At 74.6% G+C, this 27,000-nt stretch carries 18 protein-coding genes, 1 tRNA gene and 1 pseudogene; 5 read left to right on the top strand and 15 right to left on the bottom strand.

From position 1 onward, the window contains the following. Positions 1 to 25 precede the first annotated feature (25 nt). The 4 genes from RVR_RS10930 to hrcA form a co-directional block, all read right to left on the bottom strand. Positions 26 to 769: a 16S rRNA (uracil(1498)-N(3))-methyltransferase gene (locus RVR_RS10930; protein WP_202233665.1), complete on the bottom strand. Its 744-nt coding sequence runs from the start codon at positions 767 to 769 to the stop codon at positions 26 to 28. Then, entirely contained in the window at positions 766 to 1,830 is a 1,065-nt protein-coding gene (locus RVR_RS10935) for a nitronate monooxygenase (RefSeq protein ID WP_202233666.1), read from the bottom strand. Before RVR_RS10935 ends, RVR_RS10930 begins: the two co-directional genes overlap by 4 nt. A gap of 239 nt (positions 1,831 to 2,069) precedes the next feature. After that, entirely contained in the window at positions 2,070 to 3,206 is a 1,137-nt protein-coding gene (gene dnaJ / locus RVR_RS10940; protein ID WP_202233667.1) for a molecular chaperone DnaJ, read from the bottom strand. Then, positions 3,207 to 4,223, bottom strand: coding sequence for a heat-inducible transcriptional repressor HrcA (hrcA, locus tag RVR_RS10945; RefSeq protein ID WP_202233668.1), 1,017 nt, complete (start codon positions 4,221 to 4,223; stop codon positions 3,207 to 3,209). Between the two features lie 294 nt (positions 4,224 to 4,517). On the opposite strand from hrcA, the gene RVR_RS10950 reads away from it, so the two are divergent. Continuing rightward, a complete protein-coding gene (locus RVR_RS10950) occupies positions 4,518 to 5,264 on the top strand; it encodes an MBL fold metallo-hydrolase (protein WP_202233669.1) in 747 nt (248 codons plus the stop codon). 134 nt (positions 5,265 to 5,398) lie between these two features. Then, entirely contained in the window at positions 5,399 to 6,229 is an 831-nt protein-coding gene (locus RVR_RS10955) for a DUF3097 domain-containing protein (RefSeq protein WP_202233670.1), read from the top strand. A gap of 27 nt (positions 6,230 to 6,256) precedes the next feature. Here the strand turns inward: RVR_RS10955 and hemW are convergent, their stop codons facing one another. The 3 genes from hemW to lepA form a co-directional block, all read right to left on the bottom strand. Then, positions 6,257 to 7,489, bottom strand: coding sequence for a radical SAM family heme chaperone HemW (gene hemW, locus RVR_RS10960; protein WP_202233671.1), 1,233 nt, complete (start codon positions 7,487 to 7,489; stop codon positions 6,257 to 6,259). A 102-nt stretch (positions 7,490 to 7,591) separates the two neighbouring features. Then, entirely contained in the window at positions 7,592 to 9,475 is a 1,884-nt protein-coding gene (locus RVR_RS10965; protein ID WP_202233672.1) for an AMP-dependent synthetase/ligase, read from the bottom strand. Positions 9,476 to 9,648: 173 nt separating this feature from the next. Then, on the bottom strand, positions 9,649 to 11,532 hold the full coding sequence (lepA, locus tag RVR_RS10970; RefSeq protein WP_202233673.1) for a translation elongation factor 4: 1,884 nt from the start codon (positions 11,530 to 11,532) through the stop codon (positions 9,649 to 9,651). A 235-nt stretch (positions 11,533 to 11,767) separates the two neighbouring features. Between lepA and rpsT the strand changes: the two genes are divergently transcribed. Both rpsT and RVR_RS10980 read left to right on the top strand, forming a co-directional pair. Then, a complete protein-coding gene (gene rpsT, locus RVR_RS10975; protein ID WP_202233674.1) occupies positions 11,768 to 12,034 on the top strand; it encodes a 30S ribosomal protein S20 in 267 nt (88 codons plus the stop codon). 281 nt (positions 12,035 to 12,315) lie between these two features. Next, entirely contained in the window at positions 12,316 to 13,209 is an 894-nt protein-coding gene (locus RVR_RS10980; protein WP_237404684.1) for a hypothetical protein, read from the top strand. A gap of 167 nt (positions 13,210 to 13,376) precedes the next feature. Here RVR_RS10980 and holA read toward each other — a convergent pair whose 3' ends face one another. Continuing rightward, positions 13,377 to 14,363: a DNA polymerase III subunit delta gene (gene holA / locus RVR_RS37480; protein WP_237405284.1), complete on the bottom strand. Its 987-nt coding sequence runs from the start codon at positions 14,361 to 14,363 to the stop codon at positions 13,377 to 13,379. 116 nt (positions 14,364 to 14,479) lie between these two features. Between holA and RVR_RS37485 the strand changes: the two genes are divergently transcribed. Continuing rightward, entirely contained in the window at positions 14,480 to 14,737 is a 258-nt protein-coding gene (locus RVR_RS37485; protein WP_237405285.1) for a hypothetical protein, read from the top strand. 127 nt (positions 14,738 to 14,864) lie between these two features. Here RVR_RS37485 and RVR_RS37490 read toward each other — a convergent pair. From RVR_RS37490 to RVR_RS11015, 7 genes and pseudogenes are all read right to left on the bottom strand, one after another. Beyond that, positions 14,865 to 17,270 (bottom strand): annotated as a pseudogene (locus RVR_RS37490) (ComEC/Rec2 family competence protein); the annotation flags it as partial. A 673-nt stretch (positions 17,271 to 17,943) separates the two neighbouring features. Continuing rightward, positions 17,944 to 18,945 (bottom strand): ComEA family DNA-binding protein, encoded by a 1,002-nt coding sequence (locus RVR_RS10990; RefSeq protein WP_202233676.1) that lies wholly within the window; start codon positions 18,943 to 18,945, stop codon positions 17,944 to 17,946. A gap of 203 nt (positions 18,946 to 19,148) precedes the next feature. Next, positions 19,149 to 20,066 (bottom strand): DegV family protein, encoded by a 918-nt coding sequence (locus tag RVR_RS10995; protein WP_202233677.1) that lies wholly within the window; start codon positions 20,064 to 20,066, stop codon positions 19,149 to 19,151. 175 nt (positions 20,067 to 20,241) lie between these two features. Beyond that, positions 20,242 to 20,829 (bottom strand): hypothetical protein, encoded by a 588-nt coding sequence (locus RVR_RS11000; protein WP_202233678.1) that lies wholly within the window; start codon positions 20,827 to 20,829, stop codon positions 20,242 to 20,244. A gap of 259 nt (positions 20,830 to 21,088) precedes the next feature. Then, the gene (leuS, locus tag RVR_RS11005) at positions 21,089 to 24,025 is read right to left on the bottom strand and encodes a leucine--tRNA ligase (RefSeq protein ID WP_202233679.1); all 2,937 of its coding nucleotides are present in this window, start codon (positions 24,023 to 24,025) and stop codon (positions 21,089 to 21,091) included. Between the two features lie 338 nt (positions 24,026 to 24,363). Beyond that, positions 24,364 to 26,334: a S53 family peptidase gene (locus RVR_RS11010; protein WP_202233680.1), complete on the bottom strand. Its 1,971-nt coding sequence runs from the start codon at positions 26,332 to 26,334 to the stop codon at positions 24,364 to 24,366. Between the two features lie 531 nt (positions 26,335 to 26,865). After that, positions 26,866 to 26,938: transfer RNA gene (locus RVR_RS11015), tRNA-Ala, on the bottom strand. Positions 26,939 to 27,000: the final 62 nt, after the last annotated feature.

The following is a 27,000-nucleotide window of genomic DNA, read 5'->3' on the forward strand; positions in this document are numbered from 1 at the left end:
GCCGCTGGCGCTCACGGACACGCGCCTACGACCAGCGGCCCGTGCGGGACATGAGGAGGGAGACGGCGGCCACGCCCGCCGTGGAGGTGCGCAGGACCGTCGGGCCCAGGCGGTAGGCCGCCGCGCCCGCCTCCGCGAAGGCCGCCAACTCCTCGGGGGCGACGCCGCCTTCGGGGCCGACGACCAGGAGGACCGAGCCGGTGGCGGGCAGTTCGGCGCGGGCCAGCGGGGCCGCGCCCTCCTCGTGCAGCACCCCGGCGAAGTCCGCCTCGGCGAGCAGCGCGCAAAGCTGACGTGTCGTCACCTGATCGCCCACCGAGGGGAACCGCAGCCGCCGGGCCTGCTTGGCCGCCTCGCGCGCGGTGGAGCGCCACTTCGCCAGCGACTTCGCGCCGCGCTCGCCGCGCCACTGCGTCACGCAGCGGGCCGCCGCCCACGGCACCACCGCGTCCACCCCGGCCTCGGTCATGGTCTCCACGGCCAGTTCGCCGCGATCTCCCTTGGGCAGCGCCTGGACGACGGTGACCGAGACCGGCGGGGCCGGCTCGGTGCGCAGGGCGCGCACCTCGACGTCGAGCACGTCCTTGCCCGTGACCGCGCTGACCGCGCCGCTCGCGCCGCGCCCGGCGCCGTCGGTCAGCACGACCTCCTCGCCGACCTGTAGGCGCCGTACCGACACCGCGTGCCGCCCCTCGGGGCCGTCGAGCCGTACCGTCGCCGGGGAGCCGTCGAGCGCGTCGGGGCCGACCAGGAACACCGGGGCGGTCACGCGCGGGCCTCCTGCGCGGCCCGCTGCTCGGCGGCCAGGGTCTCCACCAGCGCGCCCGCCGACAGCTCGCGGGCCAGCCGGTGCCCCTGCCCGGCCCACAGCGCCATGCCCTGCGGGTCGCCGAGGCCGGCCGCGGCGCGGCGCACCGGTTGGGTCAGGTGGTGCACTTGCGGGTAGCCGGCCGGTGCGTAGCGGCCGTGCTCGCGCACGAAGCGGTTGAGCAGGCCGCGCGCCGGGCGCCCGCTGAAGGCCCGGGTCAACTCGGTACGGGCGTACACCGGGTCGGTCAGCGCCCGCTTGTGGAGCGCGGACGCGCCGGACTCCGGGCAGACCAGGAACGCGGTGCCGAGGGCTGCCGCGCTGGCGCCCGCGGCGAGCACGGCGGCGATCTGCTCGCCCCGCATCAGCCCGCCCGCGGCGATCATCGGCAACTGCACCGCCTCGCGGACCTGCGTGATCAGCGACAGCAGGCCGAGGCCCGAGCCGTCGAGCTGGGGGTCGTCGCGGTGGGTGCCCTGGTGGCCGCCGGCCTCGACGCCCTGCACGCACAGCGCGTCGGCCCCGGCCCACTGGGCGGCGAGCGCCTCCGCGGGCGTGGTGACGGTGACCACGGTGCAGGTGCCGGCCTTCGCGAAGGCGTCCAGCACGGCCCGGTCGGGGCAGCCGAAGGTGAAGCTCACCATCGGCACCGGGTCCTCCAGCAGGATCGCCACCTTCGCGTCGTACGCGTCGTCGGAGCCCGTCTCCGGGTCGCCGAGCTCCGTGCCGTACCAGGCCGCCTCGCCGGCGAGCTGCTCGGCGTAGACCGCGACGGCGGAGGGGTCGACGGTGTCGGGCTGCGGCATGAACAGGTTCACCCCGAAGGGCTGCGACGTGGCGTCCCGCAACTGCCGGATCTCCTGGTACATCGCGTCGGACGTCTTGTACCCGGCGGCGAGGAAGCCGAGGCCGCCGGCGCCCGAGACGGCCGCCGCCAGTCGCGGGTTGGAGGCCCCGCCGGCCATCGGGGCCTGCACGATCGGGTACGCCGAGTAGGAGGAGAGATCGGTCAACGCGGACATGCGGTCATCGTGCCACGTACGGTGTGGTGCCCCGCGCCGCGGGGTGGCCCGGGCGGGAGCCCGCCGGCGGCGGACCGCCCGCCGAGCGGCGCCCCGGACCACAGGCGGGCACGGGTTCCGCCACACGGGCGCCCCGGACTCCGCGTACGGAAGCCCGGCCGGCCGCACCGGCACCCCGGACCGCGGGCGGCCGCACCGGCACCCCGGACCCGGCCGGGGTGCCCGGACGGCCATGCGGCCTACCGCCCGTTGAACGCGTCCTTCAGCCGCGAGAACAGCCCCTGCTGGCCCGGCGCGAACTGCCCGGTGGGCCGCTCCTCGCCGCGCAGCTTCGCCAGCCGCCGCAGCAGCTCCTCCTGGTCGGCGTCGAGCTTGTGCGGGGTGACCACCTCGACGTGCACGATCAGGTCGCCGCGCCCGCCGCCGCGCAGGTGCGTGATGCCGCGCTGGTGCAGCGGGATCGACTGGCCGGACTGGGTGCCGGGCCGCACGTCGACCTCCTCCAGGCCGTCGAGTGTCTCCAGCGGGCACTTGGTGCCGAGCGCGGCCGCCGTCATCGGGATGGTGACGGTGCAGTGCAGGTCGTCGCCGCGGCGCTGGAAGACCGCGTGCGGCAGCTCGCGGATCTCCACGTACAGGTCGCCGGCCGGGCCGCCGCCGGGGCCGACCTCGCCCTCGCCGGCGAGCTGGATGCGGGTGCCGTTGTCGACGCCGGCCGGGATCTTCACCGTCAGCGTCCGGCGCGAGCGCACCCGCCCGTCGCCCGCGCACTCCGGGCACGGGGTGGGCACCACGGTGCCGAAGCCCTGGCACTGCGGGCACGGCCGGGAGGTCATGACCTGGCCGAGGAAGGAGCGGGTGACCTGGGAGACCTCACCGCGGCCGCGGCACATGTCGCAGGTCTGCGCGGAGGTGCCGGGGGCGGCGCCCTCCCCGTTGCAGGTGCCGCAGGTGACCGCGGTGTCCACCTGGATGTCCTTGGTGGTGCCGAACGCGGCCTCGTCCAGCTCGATCTCCAGCCGGATCATCGCGTCCTGGCCGCGCCGGGTGCGCGAGCGCGGGCCGCGTTGCGAGGACTGGCCGAAGAAGGCGTCCATGATGTCGCTGAAGTTGCCGAAGCCGGCGCCGAAGCCGCCCGCGCCGCCGCCTCCGCCCGCCGCGGACAGCGGGTCGCCGCCGAGGTCGTAGACCTGTTTCTTCTGCGGGTCGGAGAGGACCTCGTAGGCCGCGTTGATCTCCTTGAACCGCTCCTGCGTCTTGGGGTCCGGGTTGACGTCCGGGTGCAGCTCGCGGGCGAGGCGGCGGAACGCCTTCTTGATCTCGTCCGGGCCCGCGTCGCGGCGCACGCCGAGCACGGCGTAGTAGTCCGTGGCCACCTACGACTCCGCCAGGATCTGTCCGACGTAACGTGCCACTGCGCGTACCGCTCCCATCGTTCCGGGGTAGTCCATGCGGGTCGGTCCGACCACGCCTAGCTTGGCGACTGCCTCGTCGCCCGAACCGTAGCCGACCGCCACCACGGAGGTGGAATTGAGGCCCTCGTGAAAATTCTCATGCCCGATCCGGACCGTCATGGTGCCGTCGGCGGTCTCCCCGAGGAGTTTGAGGAGCACCATCTGCTCCTCCAGCGCTTCGAGCACCGGGCGGATCGTCAGCGGGAAGTCGTGGTGGAACCGGGTCAGGTTGGCCGCCCCGCCCAGCATGATCCGCTCCTCCTTCTCCTCGACGAGGGTCTCCAGGAGGGTGCTGAGGACCGTGGCGACCGACGGGCGGTCGTCCGGGTCGAAGCTCTCGGCCAGGTCCTGCACCAGCGGCGGCACGTCGGGGAAACGGCGGCCGGTGACACGGCTGTTGAGCCGGGCGCGCAGGTCCGCGAGGACCGTCTCGCCCACCGGGCCGGGACAGTCGATGATCCGCTGCTCCACCCGGCCGGTGTCGGTGATCAGCACCAGCATCACCCGGGCCGGCGCGAGCGCGAGCAGTTCCACGTGCCGCACCGACGAGCGGGTCAGCGACGGGTACTGCACCACGGCGACCTGCCGGGTGAGCTGCGCGAGCAGCCGCACGGTGCGGGCCACCACGTCGTCGAGGTCGACGGCGCCTTCGAGGAAGTTGTGGATGGCGCGGCGTTCGGCGCCCGACAGCGGCTTGACGCCGGCGAGCTTGTCCACGAACAGGCGGTAGCCCTTGTCGGTGGGGATGCGGCCGGCGCTGGTGTGGGGCTGCGCGATGTACCCCTCGTCCTCCAGCACCGCCATGTCGTTGCGCACGGTGGCCGGGGACACCCCGAGCGAGTGGCGCTCGGTGAGCGCCTTCGACCCGACCGGTTCCTCGGTACCGACGTAGTCCTGAACGATGGCACGCAGCACTTCGAGTCTGCGTTCGCTCAGCATCGCGTACCTCCAACCCGGTGTCCCGGCCCAGCCGCCTGGCACTCCTCCGTTTCGAGTGCCAGCGCTCCCGCCCTCAGTGTACGGCGCGGCGGCAAGGGCTCGGCAAGAGCGACGGCGATCCGGTCTCGCGCGGCGGGCGGTACGGGCGATACGCGCGGTACGTACGGTGCCCGGCGCGGTCCCGGAGCCGCCGGCCGGTCCGCCGTACGGGGGGCGGCCCGGCGGAAGGCGCCGGCGGGGGCGCCGGCGGGGGTACGGCGCGCGGGGCGGCGGGCAGGGCGATAGCGTCGAGGCGTGAGTGATGAGGACAGGGCCGGAGCCGGCACGGCGCCCGGCGCCGGCGGATCGGGGTGGGAGCACCTCGCCCCGGGCGTCGCCAGGCGGCGGCTGCCGCACCTCGACGTGACCATCGGGCTGGTGGTCGGCGCCGAGGGCGTGCTGATCGTCGACACCGGGTCCACGCTGCGCGAGGGCGCGGAGCTGCGCGCCCAGGCCGAGGCGCTGACCGGCCGCCCCGTCACCCATGTCGTCCTCACCCACGGGCACTTCGACCACGTCTTCGGTGCCGCGGCCTTCCCCGACGCCGAGGTGTACGGCCACCGGGCGCTCGGCGAGGGGCCGGGCGGCGGCCCCGAGGCGCTGCGGGCGGACGCGGTCGCGCACGGGACGGACCCGGTGGAGGCGGCCGCGGCGGCCGCGGCGCTGCGCCGGCCGACCCGGCCCGTCATCGACCGGCTCGCCCTCGACCTCGGCGACCGCCCGGTCGTGCTGGTGCACCCCGGGCCCGGGCACACCGGCCACGACGTGGCCGTGCTCGTGCCCGGCGCCACCGCCAGCGATCCGTCGGTGGTCTTCTGCGGCGACCTCGTCGAGGAGTCCGGGGCGCCCCAGGCCGGTCCCGACGCCTTCCCGGCGCGGTGGCCGGCGGCCCTGGACGCGCTCCTGGCCCTCGGCGGCGAGACGGCCCGCTACGTCCCCGGCCACGGCGCGGTGGTCGACGCCCGTTTCGTGCGTGCGCAGCGCGACGCCCTGGGCTCCTGAACGCTCGCGCCCCCTCCCGCCGGCCCGGGGACCGGCCGCCGGGGTGCGGGCAGGCCGAAGTGCGGGGCCGAAGTGCGGGCCCGGCGGCGGGTTGCCCTACTCCCCCCGGCCCGGCCCTGCTTACGATCGTGCCCATGCGCAGCAGGAGTTACGACCCTGACCTGACCCCGCCGTGGAAGAAGTCCGGCCCGGTACCGGAGGTGGCCGCGGACCGCGACCTGGTCGTCGAGGAGGTGACCACCGGCTTCTGCGGGGCCGTGGTCCGCGTCGAGAAGACCGCCGAGGGCCTGACGGTGACCCTGGAGGACCGCTTCGGGAAGCTGCGGGTCTTCCCGATGGCCCCGCGCGGGTTCCTGATCGACGGCCGCACCGTGACCCTGGTCCGCCCGCGCGCGGCCGCCCCGGCCCCGCGCGGCCCGCTGCTGTCGGCGTCCGGCTCGATCGCGGTGCGGGGCGCGAAGGCCAGGGTGGCCCGGGCCGGCCGGATCTACGTCGAGGGCCGCCACGACGCGGAGCTGGTGGAGCGCGTGTGGGGCCACGACCTGCGGGTCGAGGGCGTCGTCGTGGAGTACCTGGAGGGCGTGGACGACCTGCCCGCCATCGTCTCGGCGTTCTCCCCCGGCCCGGACGCCCGGCTCGGCGTGCTGGTGGACCACCTGGTGCCGGGGTCGAAGGAGTCCCGGATCGCCGAGTCCGTCACCGGCGCCGACGTGCTGGTGGTCGGGCACCCCTACATCGACGTGTGGGAGGCCGTGAAGCCTTCCTCGGTCGGCATCGCGGAGTGGCCGCGGGTGCCGCGCGGCGAGGACTGGAAGACCGGCGTGTGCCGGGCGCTGGGCTGGACGGACCTGACCACCGGCGAGGCGTGGCAGCGCATCCTGGCGTCGGTGGGGTCGTACAAGGACCTCAAGCCCGAGCTGCTGGGCGCCGTGGAGCACCTGATCGACTTCGTGACGGCGCCGTAGGGGCCGCGCCCGCGGCGGGCGGAGCCCTCAGTCGACCAGGTCCCTGACCACGGCGTCGGCGAGCAGCCGGCCGCGCAGGGTGAGGACGGCGCGGCCCTCGGCGTAGGGGCCGGGCTCCAGGAGGCCGTCCCGCACGGCTTGGGCGGCGGCCTTCGCGCCCTGCTCGGCCAGGATCTCCAGCGGGCAGCCGTCGGCGAGCCGGAGCTCCAGCAGGACGCGCTCGACGCGGCGGTCCTCGCCGGTGAGCAGTTCCCGGCCGACGCCGGGGCTGCGCCCCTCCGCGAGGGCCTGCGCGTAGGCGCCCGGGTGCTTGGCGTTCCACCACCGCACCCCGCCCACGTGGCTGTGCGCGCCGGGCCCTGCGCCCCACCAGTCCGCGCCGGTCCAGTACAGCTCGTTGTGCCGGCAGCGCGCGGCGGGCCCGGTGGCCCAGTTGGACACCTCGTACCAGCCGTAGCCCGCAGCCGAGAGCCGCTCCTCGGCGATCAGGTAGCGGTCGGCGTGCACGTCGTCGTCGGTCGGCGGCACCTCGCCGCGCCGGATGTCGCGGGCGAGCCGGGTGCCCTCCTCCACGATCAGCGCGTACGCCGAGACGTGGTCGGGTCCGGCGCCGATCGCGGCGTCCAGCGACGCGTGCCAGTCCTCGTCGCTCTCCCCGGGGGTGCCGTAGATCAGGTCGAGGTTCACGTGCCCGAAGCCGGCGGCGCGGGCCTCGGCCACGCACGCCTCGGGGCGCCCGGGGGTGTGGGTGCGGTCCAGCACCTCCAGGACGTGCCGCCGGGCGCTCTGCATGCCGAACGACACCCGGTTGAAGCCGGCGGCCCGCAGCTCGGCCAGGTAGGCCGGGTCGACGGACTCCGGGTTGGCCTCGGTGGTCACCTCCGCGTCCGGCGCGAGCCCGAACTCCGCGCCGACCGCGGCGAGCATCCGGCCGAGGTCGGCGGCCGGCAGCAGCGTGGGGGTGCCGCCGCCGACGAACACGGTGCTGACCTGGCGGGGGTCGTCGCCGAGCACCTTGCGGGCCAGCCGGACCTCCTCGGCCAGCACGTCCGCGTAGGTGTCACGCGAGGCCAGCACCCCGCCCGAGCCGCGCAGCTCGCTCGCGGTGTACGTGTTGAAGTCGCAGTACCCGCACCGCGTGGCGCAGTACGGCACGTGCAGGTAGAACCCGAGCGGACGGTCCTCGGCGCCGTCGGACGCGGAGGGCGGCAGGCCGCCGTCCGCGGGCACGGGTTCCCCCTCGGGAAGTACGGAAGGCATACCGCCAGTATCCGCCACCCGGGCGCGGTGCCCTGCCGGGTGCCCCGGGCCCCGCGCCTCCCGGGGCGCCCCGGGCCCTCCGCCCCCGGGTGGCGTCCGGCCTCACGCCTCGCGGGCGCCCTCGTACATCTCGTCGATCAGCGGGGCGAACTCGCGCTCGACGACCGGCCGCTTCAGCTTGAGGCTGGGCGTGAGGTCGCCGTGCTCGACGTCGAGGTCGCGCGGCAGGATGCGGAACTGGCGGATCTGCTGCCAGCGCTGGAGGCCCTCGTTGAGCTCCCGGACGTACCCCTCGACCAGCTCGCGCACCTCCGCGGTGCCGACGAGTTCGGCGTAAGGCCGGCCGGCCAGGCCGTTGTCCCCGGCCCAGCCCAGCAGCGCCGGCTCGTCGAGGGCGAGCAGCGCCGAACAGAAGTTGCGGCCGCCCCCGATCACCAGCACGTTGCTCACGAACGGGCAGACCGCCTTGAACTGGCCCTCGACCTCGGCCGGCGCGATGTACTTGCCGCCGGAGGTCTTGATCAGGTCCTTCTTGCGGTCGGTGATCTTCAGGAAGCCGTCGGGCGACAGCTCGCCGACGTCCCCGGTGTGGAACCAGCCGTCCGGCTCCAGCACCTCGGCGGTCTTCTCGGGCAGCCCGTGGTAGCCCTGCATGATGCCGGGGCCGCGCAGCAGGATCTCGCCGTCCTCGGCGATCCGCACCTCCAGGCCGGGCAGGGCCTTGCCCACGGTGCCGGTGCGGTAGGACTCCCCGGGGTTGACGAAGCTCGCCGCGCTGGACTCGGTCAGTCCGTACCCCTCCAGGATGTGGATGCCGGCGCCGGCGAAGAAGTAGCCGATCTCGGGGGCGAGCGCGGCCGACCCGGAGACGCAGGCGCGCAGCCGGCCGCCGAACGCCTCGCGCAGCTTCCCGTAGACCAGCCGGTCGGCGACCGCGTGCTTGCTGCGCAGCGGCAGCGGGACGGTCGGGGCGCCGGTCAGCCGCATGCTGTTCTGCGCGGCCTTGGCGTAGTCGCGGGCGACCTGGGCGGCCCACTGGAAGATCTTGTACTTCGCGCCGCCGCCCTCCCTGGCCTTGGCGGCGACCCCGTTGTAGACCTTCTCGAAGATCCGCGGCACGGCGGCCATGTAGGTGGGCCGGACCACCGGCAGGTTCTCGATGATCTTGTCGACCCGGCCGTCCACGGCCGTGACGTGGCCGATCGTGATGTGCCCGGCGGTGAGCACCTTGCCGAAGACGTGCGCGAGCGGCAGCCACAGGTACTGCACGTCGTTCTCGTCGAGCAGCCCGACGGCCTGGATGGCGCGGGCCATGTACGCCCAGGCGTCGTGCGGCAGGCGCACGCCCTTGGGGCGGCCGGTGGTGCCGGAGGTGTAGATGAGGGTGGCGAGCTGGTCCTTGGTGAGCGCGGCGACGGCGTCGGTGACGGCGGCCGGGTGCTGCTCCAGGTAGGCCGCGCCGCGCTTCTCCAGGTCGGCCAGCGACAGCACCCAGCCGTCGCCGTCGGCGTCGGTGGCTCCGGCCGGGTCGATCACCACGACGTGCGCGAGGTCGGGCAGGTCGGCGCGGCGCTCGCGGGCCTTGGCGAGCTGGCCGGCGTCCTCGGCGATCAGCACCCGGCTGTCGGAGTCGGCGAGGATGAACGCGGTCTCCTCGGCGTTGGTGGACGGGTAGACCGTGGTGGTGGCGGCGCCGGCGCACAGCACGCCGAGGTCGGCCAGGATCCAGTCCACCGAGGTGTTCGCGGCGATCGCGACGCGCTCCTCGGGGCGCACCCCGAGGTCCATCAGGCCGGCCGCGATGGCGTTCACCCGCGTCGCGGCCTGCCCCCAGGTCAGCGAGCGCCACTCGTCGGGGCCCTCCCCGGACGCGGGTGGCACCGGCATGCGGTACGCCTCGGCGTCCGGCGTCGCGTCGACCCGCTCCAGGAAGAGCGTGGCCACGGACGGCGGCCGGTTCTCGATCAACGTCTGCGTGTCGGTCACGACAACCTCCGGGCCCGAACGGCGTTCTTAACTCACCAGTAACCTGTCCGCGATCAGGGTAGAGGCCACACGTCCGACATGTAAGGGGGAACGGGCGGCGGGTCGTGAACCGTGACCGGCTCCACCCGTCCCGCCCGCTCCCCCGCCCTGCCGCGCGGCGCCGCCTGCGAGCGCTACTTCTTCGCCTTGGCCTCGCCCTCGGAGTCGGTGGACAGCACCGCGATGAACGCCTCCTGCGGCACCTCGACGTTGCCCACCATCTTCATCCGCTTCTTGCCCTCCTTCTGCTTCTCCAGCAGCTTGCGCTTGCGGGAGATGTCGCCGCCGTAGCACTTGGCGAGGACGTCCTTGCGGATGGCGCGCACGGTCTCGCGGGCGATGACCCGGGCGCCGATGGCGGCCTGGATCGGCACCTCGAAGTTCTGCCGCGGGATCAGCGCGCGCAGCTTGCCGACCAGCCGCACCCCGTAGGCGTACGCCTTCTCCTTGTGGGTGATCGCGGAGAACGCGTCGACCTTGTCGCCGTGCAGCAGGATGTCGACCTTCACCAGGTCGGCGGCCTGCTCGCCGGTGGGTTCGTAGTCCAGCGAGGCGTAGCCGCGGGTCTTGGACTTGAGCTGGTCGAAGAAGTCGAAGACGATCTCGGCCAGCGGCAGGGTGTAGCGGATCTCCACCCGGTCCTCGGAGAGGTAGTCCATGCCGAGCAGCGAGCCGCGCCGGTTCTGGCACAGCTCCATGATCGCGCCGATGAACTCGGTGGGGGCGAGCACGGTGGCGCGCACCACCGGCTCGTGCACCTCGGCGATCTTGCCCTCGGGGAACTCGCTGGGGTTGGTGACGGTGTGCTCGGCGCCGTCCTCCATGGTGACCCGGTAGACCACGTTGGGGGCGGTGGCGATCAGGTCGAGGCCGAACTCGCGCTCCAGCCGCTCCCGGATCACGTCCAGGTGCAGCAGGCCGAGGAAGCCGACCCGGAAGCCGAAGCCGAGGGCGGCGGACGTCTCCGGCTCGTAGACCAGCGCCGCGTCGTTGAGCTGGAGCTTGTCCAGGGCCTCGCGCAGTTCGGGGTAGTCGGAGCCGTCCAGCGGGTACAGGCCGGAGAAGACCATCGGCTTGGGGTCCTTGTAGCCGCCCAGCGCCTCGGTGGCGCCCGCGGTCTGGGTGGTGATGGTGTCACCGACCTTGGACTGGCGGACGTCCTTCACCCCGGTGATCAGGTAGCCGACCTCGCCGACGCCCAGGCCGTCGGCGGAGAGCATCTCCGGGGAGTTGGTGCCGATCTCCAGCAGCTCGTGGACCGCGCCGGTGGACATCATCCTGATCCGCTCGCGCTTGGTGAGTTGGCCGTCGATCACCCGGACGTAGGTGACCACGCCGCGGTAGGAGTCGTAGACCGAGTCGAAGATCATCGCGCGGGCCGGGGCGTCGGCGACGCCGACCGGCGGCGGCACGTCGCGGACCACCCGGTCCAGCAGCGCGTCCACGCCGACGCCGGTCTTCGCGGAGACCCGCAGCACGTCGGCGGGGTCGCAGCCGATCAGGTTGGCCAGCTCGTCGGCGAACTTCTCCGGCTGGGCGGCCGGCAGGTCGATCTTGTTGAGCACCGGCACGATGGTGAGGTCGTTCTCCATCGCGAGGTAGAGGTTGGCGAGCGTCTGCGCCTCGATGCCCTGCGCCGCGTCGACCAGCAGGATCGTGCCCTCGCAGGCGGCCAGCGAGCGGGACACCTCGTAGGTGAAGTCCACGTGGCCGGGGGTGTCGATCATGTTGAGGATGTGGGTGCGGCCTTGGTCGTCGCCGGCGGTCGGCGCCCACGGCAGCCGGACGGCCTGCGACTTGATGGTGATGCCGCGCTCGCGCTCGATGTCCATCCGGTCGAGGTACTGGGCGCGCATCTGCCGCTGGTCGACGACTCCGGTGAGCTGGAGCATCCGGTCGGCCAGCGTCGACTTGCCGTGGTCGATGTGGGCGATGATGCAGAAGTTCCGGATCAGCGACGGGTCGGTACGGCTCGGCTCCGGGACGTCGTGCGGCAGAGGAGAAGGGGTCGCGGGCACGCGGGGTCCAGTTTCTTGAGAACGTGGGGAACGAGGGAACGTGAGGACGGGCGGACGGTCCGGGCGGACTGCCCTCCATAGTCCCATGACCGGGGGGCGGGCACGGTTTGGGAGCGCGTGTGCGCTGCTGGTAGCCTGGACCGCTGCGTCTCGTGCCCTCTACCCGAGGCGCGCACCCTGGTAGACACGCCATCGGCACAAGCCGGCGGCCAGACGAACCTGAGAAGGCTCTTTCGTGGCGAACATCAAGTCCCAGATCAAGCGCAACAAGACCAACGAGAAGGCGCGCCAGCGCAACAAGGCCGTCAAGTCCGAGCTGAAGACCGCGATCCGCCGCACCCGCGAGGCCGTCGCGGCCGGCGACAGCGAGAAGGCCACCGCCGCCGCGCGCGCCGCCTCCGCCAAGCTCGACAAGGCCGTCAGCAAGGGCGTCATCCACAAGAACCAGGCCGCCAACAAGAAGTCGGCGCTGGCCCAGTCGGTCTCCGCGCTCCAGGGCTGATCCACCCGCACCACCCCTCGTCACGGATCGCGGCACCGCCGGCAACCGGACCCAGCGGCCCCTCTACCGCCCGGACCGGCACGGCCCCGACCCAGTGCGCCGCACGCGGACGTTCGCCACGTGCCTGCGGCGCCGGACGCTGCTTCGAGAGCCCGCCCGGGTCCGCCCGGGCGGGCTCCCGGCTTTCCGGGGGCGCCCCAGGTCGCGGGGGTGTCACGGGTACGTGTGCGTTCCGTGACCGACCATCGCCGCAGGGGTACCGCTGCCGCTAGTCTCGGCCCATGTCGACGCCGCCGGAGCAGCCGAGTTCGAACCCCTACCAGCAGCCCGCGCCCGGGCAGGGCCCGGCCCCGATACCCCCGCAGCCCCCGGCGGTCGGCGGCTACGGGACACCGGTGCCGGCCCAGCACAACCCCTACGCGCAGCCCGGCCCGTACGACCGGCCGGCGCCGGGGCAGCAGCCTCCGGCGCAGGGCTACTCCATGCCGCCGGGGGCGCCCGGAGCGCCGGGGATGCCCGGGGTCCCGGGGATGCCGGCCGGGCCCGGGGCGCCGCGAAGCACGGGCGGGGCCGGGCGGGCCGTGCTGTGGGCGGTGGTGGGCGCGGTGGTGGCGTCGGCGCTGTGGGGCGGCGGGGTGCTGCTGTTCGGCAAGGACTCCTCGGCCGAGGCGGACCTGCGCGGGTACGCCGTCAAGGACGACCTGTGCGCGACCGCCGACCTGTCGGCGTTCAAGTCCACCTACCCGAAGGACGACGACGACCCGACCAAGTACACCGCCAAGACCCCGACGCTGGACGAGATGTACTGCGACGAGGGCCTGCAGAAGGACACCTCGACCTACTCCGACGCGTACGTGTACGTGCAGGTGGACCTGCACAGGAAGACCGACCCGAGCGGCGAGTTCGCGGACACCTGGCGCAGCTACACCCAGCACGACGACGACTACAAGGTGACTCCGGTCAGCGGCTACGGCGACGAGGCGTACCTCGTCACCGACAGCAGTTCGAGCAGCACCTACGTGACGCTCGCGGTCCGCGACGGCTGGATGACGTACACGATGGAGTGGAGCGCGTTCAGCGCGGGCACGTCGGACGACGACGCGCTGCCGTCCGCCGACGAGGCGTCGGACTGGGTGAAGACGGCGACGCGGGCGACGCTGCCGAAGCTGAAGTAGTTCTGTCCGGGACCCGCGCCCGGGTCGGGGTCGGGCGCCGGGGGCGGGGTCCGGGTGGCGGGCCACGGGGCGGACGTGGAGCCGGCGGCCCGGGGACAGGGCCGGGGGGAGACAGGAGCGGCGGGGCCGGGCATGCGGGGCCCCGTCAGGCGCCGGGGGCGGAGCCGTCAGGTACGGGAGCGCGCGGCGCCGGCGATGGTGACCACGGCCTTCTCCAGGGCGTACGCCGGGTCCGCGGCACCGCCCTTGACCGCCGCGTCCGCCTCGGCGACCGCGCGCAGGGCCACCGAGACGCCGTCCGCGGACCAGCCGCGCATCTGCTGCCTGACCCGGTCGATCTTCCACGGCGGCATGCCGAGGTCGCGGGCGAGCTGGCCCGGGTTGGCGCCGCGCGGCGCGGAGGCCAGCTTGCCGATCGACCGCACCCCCGAGGCGAGCGCGAAGGTGATGCCCGGCAGCGGCTGGCCGACCGACAGGGCCCACCGCAGCCGTTCCAGCGCCTCGGCGGCCCGCCCGGTCACCGCGAGGTCGGCGACCTCGAAGCCGGTGGCCTCGGCCCGGCCCGTGTAGTAGCGCGCCACCACGTCGACATCGATGGTGCCGTCCACGTCTGCGGTCAACTGGGCGCAGGCGCTGGCCAGTTCGCGCAGGTCACTGCCGATCGCGTCGACCAGTGACTGGGCCGCCTCCGGCGTCGCGGACCGGCCGAGGGTGCGGAACTCCTGCCGGACGAACCCGAGCCGGTCGGCCGGCTTGGTCATCTTCGGGCAGGCCACCTCGCGCGCCCCGGCCTTGCGGGCCGCGTCCAGCAGTGCCTTGCCCTTGGCACCGCCGGCGTGCAGCAGCACCAGGATGATCTCCTCGGCGGGCGCGGCCAGATACGCCTTGATGTCCTTGACGCTGTCCGCCGAGACGTCCTGCGCGTTGCGCACCACGATCACCTTGCGCTCGGCGAACAGCGACGGGCTGGTCAGCTCGGCGAGCGTGCCCGGCTGCACCGCCTCGGGCGGCAGGTCCCGCACGTCGGTGTCGGGGTCGGCGGCCTTGGCGGCGGCCACCACCTCGCGCACCGCGCGGTCCAGCAGCAGGTCCTCCTGGCCGACGGCAAGCGTCAGCGGAGCGAGCACGTCGTCTGAAGCGGTCTTCCTGGCCATCGCCGACCAGCATCCCACGCGGCGCCGACACCCCGTCCTCCCACCCGGCACCCGTCGGCACCCGCCGGCCCCCGCCCGGGTTCTGCGGCCGCCTGCGGCTCGGGCACAATGCCGGGGTGAGCGACGTACGACATGTCCTGGTGCTGCCCGAACGCGACGCGGCCGAGGAGGTCGCCGAACTCCTCTCCGACCGCTTCGACCTCCCGGACGAGCCGCGCGTCCTGCGCGACGCGCTCGCCGGCGAGGACGACGCCGAGGACGCCCAGTGGCTCGTGGTCGTCGAGGCGGACGACGACCTCCTCGACCCGGTGGCCCTCGACGAGATGGCCGCCCGCCTCGGCGGCTGGCTGGAAGAGGACCGCGACGAGCCCTGACCCGTGGCGCCCCGGCCCGGAGCGGCTGGACGGCCCCTGCGGGCTCGAAGTCGGCGCCCTGGGTGGGGGGCTTGGACGGGGTGGGGTGGTGGGGGACATAGGAGGTGCGGAGGTCGGTCGGGGTGGTGCCGCTCACCGCGATCGGGCCGTCCTGGTCGGTGCGCAGCACCACGGCGCCCAGGGCGCGCAGGGCGGAGACCGTGCGGGGGGCCGGGTGGCCGTAGGTGTTGTGGGCGCCGACGCTGATCAGGGCGAGGCGGGGGTGCACCCGGGCGAGCAGGGCCGGGTCCTGGTAGGCCGAACCGTGGTGCGCCACCTTCAGGACGTCGACGCGCGGCAGTTCCGGCCGCTCCGCCAGCACCTGGGCCTGGACGTCCGGCTCCAGGTCGCCCATCAGCAGCAGGGTCAGGCCGGCGTCGTGGACCAGCAGCGCGATGCTCGTGTCGTTGGGCGCGCCGGCCGGCAGTTCGGCGGCGGGCAGCCCGGGCGGGCCGGGCGCGGGCCACAGGGTGCGCCAGGACAGCGGGCCCACGGTGCGCCCCTCCCCCGGCTCCACCCGGCGCAACGGCACCCCGGCCGCCTCCGCCTGCCGCCGGACCCGGGCGGCCTGGCCGGGCGGGTCGTCCAGCGTGGTCGTCTCAATCGCGCCCACCCGGCGGCCGCGCAGCGCCCCGGGCAGGCCGTCCACGTGGTCGGCGTGGAAGTGGGTGAGGACCAGCAGCGGGATCGACGTCACCCGCAGGTCGCGCAGGCAGCGGTCCACCGGGGCCGGGTCGGGGCCGGTGTCCACCACGACCGCGCTGCCCGGACCGGTGGACAGCGCCAACGCGTCGCCCTGTCCGACGTCGCACATCGCGAACCGCCAGTCCGCCGGCGGCCACGCGGCGATGACGCGCGGCAGCGGCACCGGCCGTACCAGGGCGAGCATCAGCGCGACCGCGGCGCCCGCGCACCGCCACGGACGGCGCAGCAGGCTCCGGCCGCAGACCACCGCCGCGGCCGTCACCACCGCGAGCAGTGCCGCACCGGCCCAGCCGCCGGGCCAGGCGATCTCGGCGCCCGGCAGCGCGGCGCCTCGCCGCGCCACCGCCACGATCCACCGGGTCGGCCAGCCGGCCAGCCACGCCAGGCCGCGGGCGGGCGACGGCGAGAGCGGCGCCACCACCAGCGCGGCGAACCCCAGCACCGTGGCGGGGCCTACCGCCGGCTCGGCCAGCAGGTTGCACGGCACCGCCACCAGGCTCAGCCGCGCCGACAGCACCACGATCAGCGGACCGCAGGCCGCCTGCGCGGCCGCCGCCGCGGCCAGGGCCTCCGCCAACCGGGACGGCAGCCCCTGCCGGTGCAGGGCCGCGGCCCAGCGCGGTGCCAGCGTCAGCAGCGAACCGGTGGCCAGCACCGACAGCGCGAAACCGTAGGAGCGGGCCAACTCCGGCGCGCAGAGCACCAGCAGCAGGACCGCCCCGGCCAGCGCTGGGAGCAGGGAGCGGCGCCGTCCCGTGCCGATCGCGAGCAGCGTGATCAACCCGCACGCCGCCGCGCGCAGCACGCTCGGGCTCGGCCGGCAGAGCAGCACGAAGGCGACGGTGAGCGCGGCGCCGAGGACCGCGGTCGAGCGCAGCGGCAGGCCGAGCCGGGCGGCCAGTCCGCGCCGCTCCACCCGCGTGGCGAGGCCGGGCGGCCCGATCAGGAGGATCAGCATGATCGTCAGGTTCGCCCCGGAAACGGCGGTCAGATGTGCGAGGTCCGTGGCCTTGAACGCCTCCTCCAGATCCTCCGGCAACCCCGTGGTGTCCCCCACCACCAGCCCGGGGAGCAGGCCGCGGACGTCCCGGGGCAGCGGGGCGGCGGCCTTCCGCAGGCCGGTCCGCAGCCGCGCGGCCAGGCGTTGGAGCCGGGTCGGGGGGCCGGTGATCCGCGGCGCGCCGCGCACCGCGAGGACGGCGGCGGTCCGCCCGCGCGTGTCCGGCCCGAACCGCGCGGTGGCGGTCACCCGCGTGGAGGGGACCAGCCGCAGCCACGCCTCCGCCGCGCCCGTCGCCATCAGGACGACGGGCGTACGCAGCCGGGTCCGGCCCACCCGCTCCACGGTGGCCGGTACGACGACCACGGGCGGCCGTTCCCCCGCGCCCGCCGCGAACGGATCGCCGGTCACCTCCACGGACACCTCCGCGCCGGTGTGGTGGCGGGCGAGCGACGGCACCGGGCCGCGGGTCAGCTCGGCGCCCTGCAAGGCCGCGGCCGCCGCCGCGACGGTGCCGCACAGCACCGTCGCGAGCATCGCGGTCGGCAGGTTCGCCCGGCCCCGCCCGACGGCGCGGTTCCCCCGGCCGCCGCGCGGCGGCCCGATGCCGGCCCGGGCCCGGGAGACCGCAACGGCCAGGGCGGCCACGGCCGTCAGCGCCACCAGGCCCACGACCGCGGTGGCCGCCCCCACCGCCGGCACCGCCGCCGCGGCGCCCCACGCGGCCAGCGCGGGCCCGACCAGACGCAGATCCGGCGGCCCCTCCTGCCGCGGGTTCGCCGCGCCCAGCCGCGAGGCCGCCGCGGCGTGGACCGCCGCCCGGCCTTCATCCGACGACCGCGCCTCCCGCCCGCCTGGCGGGTCAACCGACGATCCGTCAGGGACGCTTCCCGCGGCCGGGTCGACCGCCCCCGGCCGCGGGGCCGCCTCCGTACTCCCCTCACCCTCCCGCCACGGCGGCCTCGGCCCCACCGCGGACCCGTCCGGCCGCGTCGGCCTCCGCCCGACCGCCGCTGCCGCGCCCGCGCCCGCACCCGCACCCGCACCCGCACCCGCACCCGCACCCGCACGAGCGTCACCCGCGCTGCCCTCCCACCCCAGCCCCGCCCGGGCGGAAGGGACCGCCCCGGTGGAAGGGGTCTCGGAGGGCGCGGGCATCCCGGTGCCGCCCTTCCCGCCGCGGCTCCCGCCGGTCACCGGGCACCCCCCTGCGCCCGTGCCGCTACCTGCTCGGTCCGCGCGCCGGGGGCACCCTCCGGTGCCGACGCGTGCTCCCGCCCTGTCATCGCGTCGGGCACATCCTGCTGCGCCGACGATGCCGGCCCGCGCCCTCGCCGCACGCCGGGGACACCCTGCTGCGCCCATGCGGGCTCCCGCCCCGTCCACACGCCGTGGCGCGCACGGGGAACGACCCGGTCCTCGGGCGGGCGGCGGGTGTGCCGGGCGGGCGGCCTCCCGCGGGTCACGGCGCGACCAACGGCTGGAGGGTGGCGAACTTGCGGGGGCCGATGCCCGGGATCTGCTGGAGCTGCTGCGCCGAGGTGAACGCGCCGTGCTGCGTGCGATACGTGAGGATGCGCTGGGCGGTGACGGGTCCGACGCCGGGGAGCGCGTCGAGTTGGGGCTCGGTGGCGGTGTTGAGGTGGAGGGGCGGGACCGGGCCGCCGTCCGCGCCGAGGCCGCCGTCCGCTGCGGAGCCGCCGGTACCGCCGCCCGGACCGGTCGCCCCACCGGGTCCGGCGGGCGGGGGCGTGACGCCCACGAGGATCTGCTCGCCGTCGGTGAGGGGCCGCGCCAGGTTCAGCGCGGTGGTGTCGGTGCCGGGCAGGGGCCCGCCCGCCGCCGTGAGGGCGTCAGCCACGCGGGCGCCCTTGGGCAGTCGTCGGACACCGGGCTTGGCCACCTTCCCCGCGATGTCCACGGTGAGCTTGGGCGGCGGCGCGGGCGGGGAGGACGACGGCGCGGCGGCGGACGGCGCGGCGGCCGCGAGTCGCGCCGGCGGTGCCGGGATGCGGACGGTGCGGGGACGGCCGCTCCAGTAGTGCTGGACCGCGAGCCCCGCGGCCACGGCGAGGACCACCGCGAGTGCCAGCACCGTCCTGAGTTCGAGCCCGCACCGCACGAGCAGCCAGGTCCGGGTGCGGCCGAGCGGGCCGGTGCCGAAGACCGGAGCGCCCGCGACCGGCGGGCCGAGCGGCGGTTCGGCCGGCGGCCCCTCGCCCGGCGGCCCCTCGCGGGCCGCGCCGAAGACGGCCGCGGTACGGTCCCGCGCGGCGGCGGCCGCGGCACCGGCCGCGCGGTCACGCCCGCGTACGCGTGGGGCCCGAGGCGGTCCGGAGCGGTCCGGGTGCGACGGCGGGCCCAGCGGGCGTGTGGAGCCGGGGGAACCGAGCGGGTCGGGGGAAACGAGGGGGTCGAGGGAAGCGAGCAGGTCGGGGGAGTTCGGCGAGTGCAAGATGTCCATGACCTGATGCTCGCTCGCCCGCGGCCCCCGGAACGATCACGCCGAACATCTGTGGAGAACCCGCGGGATGTGGATAACTTCGCCACTCGTGTGGGTGACCCGCATCCCGGCGGCCCCCACTCCCCGTACCCGCGCCACGCCGCATCCCGGCGGCACCCCCACTCCACCCGTACCCTGCACCGCACCCCCGCCCCGCCCGGACCTCAGCGGGGCGACACCACGACCCCGAGCAGCCCCGGCCCGGCGTGCGCCCCGATCACCGCGCCCACCTCGCTCACCACCAGCTCCCCCAGCCCCGGCACTCGCGACCGCAGCCGCTCCGCCAGCGCCGCGGCCCGGTCCGCCGCGGCGAGGTGGTGCACCGCCAGGTCCACCCGCCGCCCTGCCGCGCCGCCCCCCGGACCGCCGACCGCGCCGCCCCTCCCCCGGTCACCCGCACCGCCGTCCACGGCGGCCCCCGCCCGCTCCACCACGATCTCCTCCAGCCGGGTCACCGCCTTGGACGCGGTGCGCACCTTCTCCAGCAGTTCGATCCGCCCGTCCGCGAGCCGCAGCAGCGGCTTCACCGCGAGCGCGGAGCCGAACAACGCCTGCGCCGCGCCGATCCGGCCCCCGCGGCGCAGATAGTCGAGCGTGTCGACGTAGAAGAACGCGGAGGTGGCCGCCGCGCGGCGCTCGGCCGCCGCGACCACGTCGTCCGGGCTGCCGCCGGCCTCCGCGGCCTCGGCGGCGGCGAGGACGGTGAAGCCGAGCGCCATCGCGACCATTCCCGTGTCCACGACCCGGACCGGGACGGGCGCCTCCTTCGCGGCGATGGTCGCGGCGTCGTAGGTCCCGGAGAAGTCGGCGGACAGGTGGAGCGAGACGATCGCCTGCGCGCCGGCCGCGGCGGCGGCCTCGTAGGCCGCGGTGAACTCGGCGGGGCTGGGGCGCGAGGTGGTGACCGGGCGGCGGCGTTGCAGGGCGCGGGCGACGGCCGGCGCGGAGATGTCGGTGCCCTCCTCGAACGCCTCGTCGTCGATCACCACGGTGAGGGGGACCAGGCTTATGGCGTGCCGGGTGAGGGCCTGCGGGCTCAGGTAGGCCGTGGAGTCCGTGACGATGGAGACGTGCGGGGGCATGTCGGGAGATTACCGGGGCGCGGGGCGGGGCGGCACGTCGGGACCTGCGCCTTCGGGCCCGCGCCGCGGGACGGGCACGCCCCTCGGCCACGGCGCAGGAACCCGGGGCCCGACCCGCGCGCACCCCGCGCGCACCCCGTGCTCATCGCTGCTCATCCCTGCTCACATCCCGCGCTCACCCCGCCGACGGGGGCTTGTCCGGCAGTTCCTCGGACGCGCGCCCACCGGGGTGGAGCGGCTCCCAGTGGCGCAGGGCCGTCGCCTCGATGTCGATCTCGCGGGTGAGGGAGGCGAGGTCGTCGCCGCCGGCGTGCTGGACCCGGTCCTGGGCGGCCCAGCGCAGCGCGTCGGCGGAGTGGGTGATGCGCCGGGCCCGCTCGACGAGTTCGGGGAGCCGCGCGGAGACCCTGGAGCGGTCCGGCTCGCGTTCGAGCAGCTTCAGCTCGGCGTCCAGGCCGCGGGCGTGGTCGTTGAGGCGGTCGAGGAGGGCGGCGGCCTCGGGCAGCGAGGCGCGCTCCATGGCCTCGAAGGTGCTGTCGATGGAGGCGCGCAGGTCCAGCCGCAGCCGGGTGAGCGCCCCGATGTCGCCGGGCTGCGCGAAGCGGCGGGCCCGCAGCTTCTGGTCCTCGACCAGGCGGCGGGCCCTGGTCGTGTGCCGTTCGACGCCCCGCTTCACGGCGCGCGTGGTCCTCACGATCGCCACGGTGGCGAGCGTGGCGAAGATCAGGAAGAACAGCAGCAGGATGATGCCGACGGTCTCCACGGACAGCGCCTCCGATCACGGGCCACCGACCCGTTCGGGCCTCATTCCACGGTAATGCCTGGGGACGCGCGCAGGGGCCGGAGCGCTCCCCCAACCTGCTCCGGCCCCTCCCCTAGGGGGCGTAACGCCCGCACCCTCACGCGCGACCCACCCCTCACACGGACCCGCCCCTCACGCGCGACCCACCCCTCACACGGACCCGCCCCTCACGCGCGCCCCGCGCCTCACACCGCCACGCCACCCCTCACACCACCGCGCCTCACACCACGACGTTGACCAGCTTCGGCGCGCGCACGATCACCTTCCGCACCGGCGCGCCGCCGACGGCCTCGACCACCGCGGGAGCGGCCAGCGCCAGCGCCTCCAGGTCGGCGTCGGTGATGCCCGGCGGCACCTCCAGCCGCGCCTTGACCTTGCCCTTGACCTGCACCACGCAGGTCACGGCCTCGTCCTGGACCAGTGCCGGGTCGGCGACCGGGAAGGGCTCGTGGGCCAGCGACCCGGGGTGCCCCAGCCTGGCCCACAGCTCCTCGGCGAAGTGCGGGGCCAGCGGCGCGATCAGCAGCACCAGCGACTCGGCGACCGCGCGCGGCACCCCGCCCGAGGCGCCGGACGTGCGGGTCAGCGTGTTGTTCAGCTCGGTGATCTTGGCGATGGCCGTGTTGAAGCGCAGGTTGGCCATGTCGGTGGAGACGCCGTCGATCGCCTTGTGCAGGGCGCGCAGCGTGGCCTCGTCGGGCGCGGTCTCGGCGACGGTGACCTCGCCGGTGGCCTCGTCCACCACGTTGCGCCACATCCGCTGCAACAGCCGGTACTGCCCGACGACGGCGCGGGTGTCCCAGGGGCGGGACACGTCCAGCGGGCCCATCGCCATCTCGTACAGCCGCAGGGTGTCGGCGCCGTACTCCGCGCAGATCTCGTCGGGCGTGACGGCGTTCTTCAGCGACTTGCCCATCTTGCCCAGCAGGCGGGAGACCGGCGCGCCCTCGTGGAAGTAGGCGCCGTCCACCTCCTCCACCTCGGCCGCGGGCACCGCGATGCCGCGCGCGTCGCGGTAGACGAACGCCTGGATCATGCCCTGGTTGTACAGCTTGTGGAAGGGCTCGAAGGACGAGATGTGGCCCAGGTCGTACAGCACCTTGTGCCAGAAGCGGGCGTACAGCAGGTGCAGCACCGCGTGCTCGGCGCCGCCGACGTACAGGTCGACGCCGCCGGCCGGCTGGCCCTCGCGCGGGCCCATCCAGTACGACTCGGCCTCGGCGGAGACCAGCTTGTCGGTGTTGCGCGGGTCCAGGTAGCGCAGTTCGTACCAGCAGGAGCCGGCCCAGTTGGGCATGGTGTTGGTCTCGCGGCGGTAGGTGCGCAGGCCGTTGCCGTCGCCCAGGTCCAGCTCGACGGTCACCCACGCCTCGTTGCGGGCCAGCGGGGGCTCCGGGGAGGTGTCGGCGTCGTCGGGGTCGAAGGTGCGGGGGCTGTAGTCGTCGACCTCGGGCAGTTCGACGGGCAGCATCGCGTCGGGCACGGCGTGCGCGGTGCCCTCCTCGTCGTAGACGATCGGGAAGGGCTCGCCCCAGTACCGCTGACGGCTGAACAGCCAGTCGCGCAGGCGGTAGTTGACGGTGCCCTCGCCGATGCCGCGCGCGGTCAGCCAGGTGGTGATCGCGGCCTTCGCCTCGATGACGCCCAGCCCGTCCAGGCTGATCGGGTCGGCCGCGGCGGCCGAGCCGGCCGGGGCGTCGCCGGTACGGGAGTTGACGATCTTCCCGTCGTACGACACGAACGCGTCGTCCCAGGCGGCCGGGTCCGTGCCGCGGCCGTCGCCGGGCTCGACGACGCAGCGCATCGGCAGCTCGAAGGCGCGGGCGAACGCGAAGTCGCGGCTGTCGTGGGCGGGCACGGCCATGATCGCGCCGGTGCCGTAGCCCATCAGGACGTAGTCGGCGATGAAGACCGGGACGGGCTCGCCGCTGACCGGGTTCACCGCGTAGGCGCCGGTGAAGACGCCGGTCTTGTCCTTCGCCTCGGCCTGGCGCTCCACGTCGGACTTGGCGGCGGCCTGCTTGCGGTAGGCGGCGACGGCGTCGGCCGGGGTGGCGTGGCCGCCGGTCCAGGCGTCGCGGGTGCCTTCCGGCCAGGCGGCGGGCACGATCGCCTCGACCAGCTCGTGTTCGGGCGCCAGCACCATGTAGGTGGCGCCGAACAGGGTGTCCGGGCGGGTGGTGAAGACGGTGATCGCGCGGTCGCCGGCGTCCTTCGTGCCGCCGTCGGCGCGGACCGGGAAGTCGACCCGGGCGCCCTCGCTGCGGCCGATCCAGTTGCGCTGCTGCAGCTTGATCGCCTCGGGCCAGTCCACCGCGTCCAGGTCGTCGGCCAGCCGGTCGGCATAGGCGGTGATCCGCATCATCCACTGGCGCAGGTTCGCCTTGAAGACGGGGAAGTTGCCGCGCTCGGAGCGGCCGTCGGCGGTGACCTCCTCGTTGGACAGCACCGTTCCCAGGCCGGGGCACCAGTTGACCGGCGACTGGGCGACGTACGCCAGGCGGTATCCGCTCAGCACGTCGGCGCGCTCGGGGCCGGACAGCCGCGACCAGGCGGCGCCGCCGGGCACCTGGCGGCTGCCGTCCTCGAACTGCGCGACCAGGGTGTCGATCGGGCGGGCCCGGTCGGCGTCGGGGTCGTACCAGGAGTTGTAGATCTGCAGGAAGATCCACTGCGTCCAGCGGTAGTACTCCGGGTCGATGGTGGCGAAGGAGCGGCGGCGGTCGTGGCCCAGGCCCAGCCGGCGCAGCTGCGCCTTCATGTTGGCCATGTTGGCCTCGGTGCTGACCCGGGGGTGGGTGCCGGTCTGCACGGCGTACTGCTCGGCGGGCAGGCCGAACGCGTCGAAGCCCAGGGTGTGCAGGACGTTGTGGCCGGTCATCCGCTGGTGGCGGGCGAAGACGTCGGTCGCGATGTAGCCCAGCGGGTGGCCGACGTGCAGGCCCACCCCGGAGGGGTACGGGAACATGTCCATCACGAACTTCTTCGGCCGGGCCGCCAGCTCGGGCTGCTCGTCCAGCTCACCGCTGGGGTTGGGGGCGGCGAAGGTGCCGTGCTCGTCCCAGTGGTCCTGCCAGTGGCGCTCGATCCGCCCGGCCAGCTCGGCCGTGTAGCGGTACGGCGCAGCCGTCTCGGCGGCCGGGGTGGTGTCGCTCATCGTCCTCGGTACTCCATCGATGTCGTGACGGCCGCGCCGCCGTGGGCCGGTGCGCCGGGACCCGCGCCCGGGCCCGGGGGCGGAAACAAAAAAACCCCTCGCGCAGGAGGGGTGCCGCACTGACGTCCTTCGCGGTCAGCGCGGCGGGCTAAGCAGGAGGCTCACGGCTCGCATGCGGTCAGGATACCGCAGCGTGTCCCAGGCCCGCACAGGGGTCGTACGGCCCTCGGAGCCCCGTACGGGGGCCGCGCGGACGTAGTCCGCGGCCGCGGACGGGCGGCGGGCCCGCACCGGGGTTGCCGGTGCGGGCCCGCCGCCGTTCCGTGCGGGTCCTGCCGTCAGTTCTTGCCGGCCTTCTTGGCGGGCTTGTACGACTGGACGTAGCCCTTGGCCGGGCTGCCGACGCCGGTGACGTCGTCGTAGCCGACCGTGGCGTGCAGCGAGCTGTCCGTGCCGAAGGTGCGCAGGCTGGTGATCAGGCCGTCCGAGGCGTCCACGCCGTTGGCGTAGTCGACGCGGACGTTGGCGATGCCCTGGCCCTGGCCCAGCGGGTGGTCGGTCACGTCGTGGTACGCGGAGGTGCCGTACCGGTCGTAGATGAGCGGGTTGGCGAAGCCGATCGGCACGCCGCCGCGGGCCTGCTCGGCGAGCGCCTGGACGGCCGCGATGACCGGGGAGGCCAGCGAGGTGCCGCCGAGGCGGTACTCGCTGTACTTGGCCTTGCCGTTCGGGAAGGTCTGCGTCTCACCGATCAGGAAGCCGGTGTTCGGGTCGGCGACGGCCGAGATGTCCGGCTGGACCCGCATCCTGGTGGTGCCGCCGTTCGCCAGCGCGAGCGAGTCGGGGACGACGCCGCGCTGGTAGAAGGGCTGTGCGACGGTCTTGCTGGTGCCGCCGCCGGCGCCCGAGGTGAACGGGCCGGGGAAGCCGTCCCAGCTCTTGCCGTCGGCCGACAGCGGGGCGCGCTCGGTGCCCCAGCCGGTCTCCCACAGGTACTTGTCGTTCTTGCCGACCGCCAGCGAGGTGCCGCCGACCGAGGTGGCCCAGATGGAGTTGGACGGGGTGCTGACGTCCTTGGCACCGTTGATGGTGTCGTCGCCGTCGTCACCGGAGGAGAAGTAGAAGCCGATGCCCTCGACCACACCCTGCTCGAAGGTCTGGTCGTAGGCGGCCTGCACGTCCGGCGTGGAGTTCGCCTCGACGTCGCCCCACGAGTTGCTCACGATGGTGGCGAGCCGGCCGTCGACGATGGTGTTGAGCGAGTCCAGCAGGTCGTCGTCGTAGCAGGACTTGGCGCCCACGTAGACGATGTTCGCGTCCGGGGCGACCGCGTGCACGGACTCGACGTCGAGGGACTCCTCGCCGTACCAGCCGGCGGCGCCGCAGTCCTCGACGTTGGTGTAGCCGTCGGCGGCCGGGGTGACCTGGGTGAGCTGGCCCTTGCGGTACTTCTGGCCGCCGGTGTCCTTCGCCAGCTTGGCGCTGTCGCCGACGATGGTCGGGGAGGCGTACGCGTCGGTGATCGCGACGGTGACGCCCTTGCCGGTGTAGGTGCCGGCGCCGTAGGCGGCGCGCAGCTGCTCACCGGTGTAGCCCTGGATCGTGTACGGGGCCTTGCCGCCGTACGCCGAGGGAAGCTTCTTGTCGGTGTTCGACCCGTAGTAGGTCGAGAACGGGCCGGCGTTGACGAAGGCGTCCTCCGGGGGAGGCAGCGTGTCGTCGTGGCTGGCCTGCTTGGGGGCGTTGTCCAGACCGGTGACGGTCAGGACGGCTCCCTTGAGCGACGCGGGCGCGGACGCCGTCGTGGTGGGCGCGCGGTAGGTGTGGCCGCTCTTGGTGTAGTTGTGCAGCTGGGTGCCGAACGCCTTCTCCGCCGCCTTCACCTCACCGGTGACGGTCAGGTAGTGGGCGTTGGTCCCGGTCACCTTCAGGCCGGCCGAGGTCAGCCAGTCGGTGATCGCCCCGGTCTGCGCCGTGGTGGCGCCGAACCGGGCCTGGACCTGGGCGGGCGTCAGGTAGTGCGCGTACTCGGTGGAGTTCGGGTCCGAGACGGCCTGCGCGTAGGCGGCGAGCCCCGCGGCGTCCTTGCCGGCCAGGTAGACCCGTACCGTGACCTTGCCGCTGTCGGACGTGGCGCCCTTGTCCGAACCGGCGGTGGCCCACTGCGGCTTGGTGCCGCTCAGGAGTTGCCGGCCGGCGGGCTGTGCGGCCGTGGCGCTCTGGGCGCCCAGCGCGAGGGCGCCGGCGACCAGCGGCAGCGCCGCCGCCACCGCCAGTGCCGCGCGCGTTCTCTTGCGCTCGAATCTCATGAAACCCCCATACGCAGCGAATGGTTGTCGCATCCAGGCGGTGTCGCCGCTATGCGTGCGCGGCTCTCCGCAGAGCGACACTCTTTCGCTGATCAGTTCATGCCAGGGATATGATTATCCCAAGAGAAGGTCAAGGAATGGTAGGCGCCGGTGAGTTCGCGGGCGGGGTACACAGGCGGGCGGCTCCCACAGGACGTGATGTCGTGCGACGCTCGCCGACGACCTGATGTTGCTCGCTCCACGCCCCGTCAAACGCCGGACACGCGACCACCGCTGACGGCATGTACCCGGATGGACCTGGCGGCCGGCCGGAAACGCGGAGGGCGGGACCCGGTCCGCGTCCACCGCGAACAGGTCCCGCCCTCCGGCCACGTGGCCCCTGCCCCCGGGTGCTCCCACCCCGACGTCCGCCCCGGAAGCCCCCAGGGGGTGCGGGTGGCGAAGCCCCGCCGGGCGAGGCGAAGCCGAGTGGAAGCGACAAAGGGCGAAGCGGCTCGCGCTTTCCGCGAGCACACTCCGCCCTCGACCCTGTGGAGCTACGGGGAATTGAACCCCGGACCTCTTGCATGCCATGCAAGCGCTCTACCAACTGAGCTACAGCCCCGCACCGGCCCCGGACCACCCCGGCGACCTGGACTCACTTTACACGGCGACGCGGCCGGGAAG

This window comes from Streptomyces sp. SN-593, assembly GCF_016756395.1.
In the GTDB taxonomy this organism is placed as follows: domain Bacteria; phylum Actinomycetota; class Actinomycetes; order Streptomycetales; family Streptomycetaceae; genus Actinacidiphila; species Actinacidiphila reveromycinica.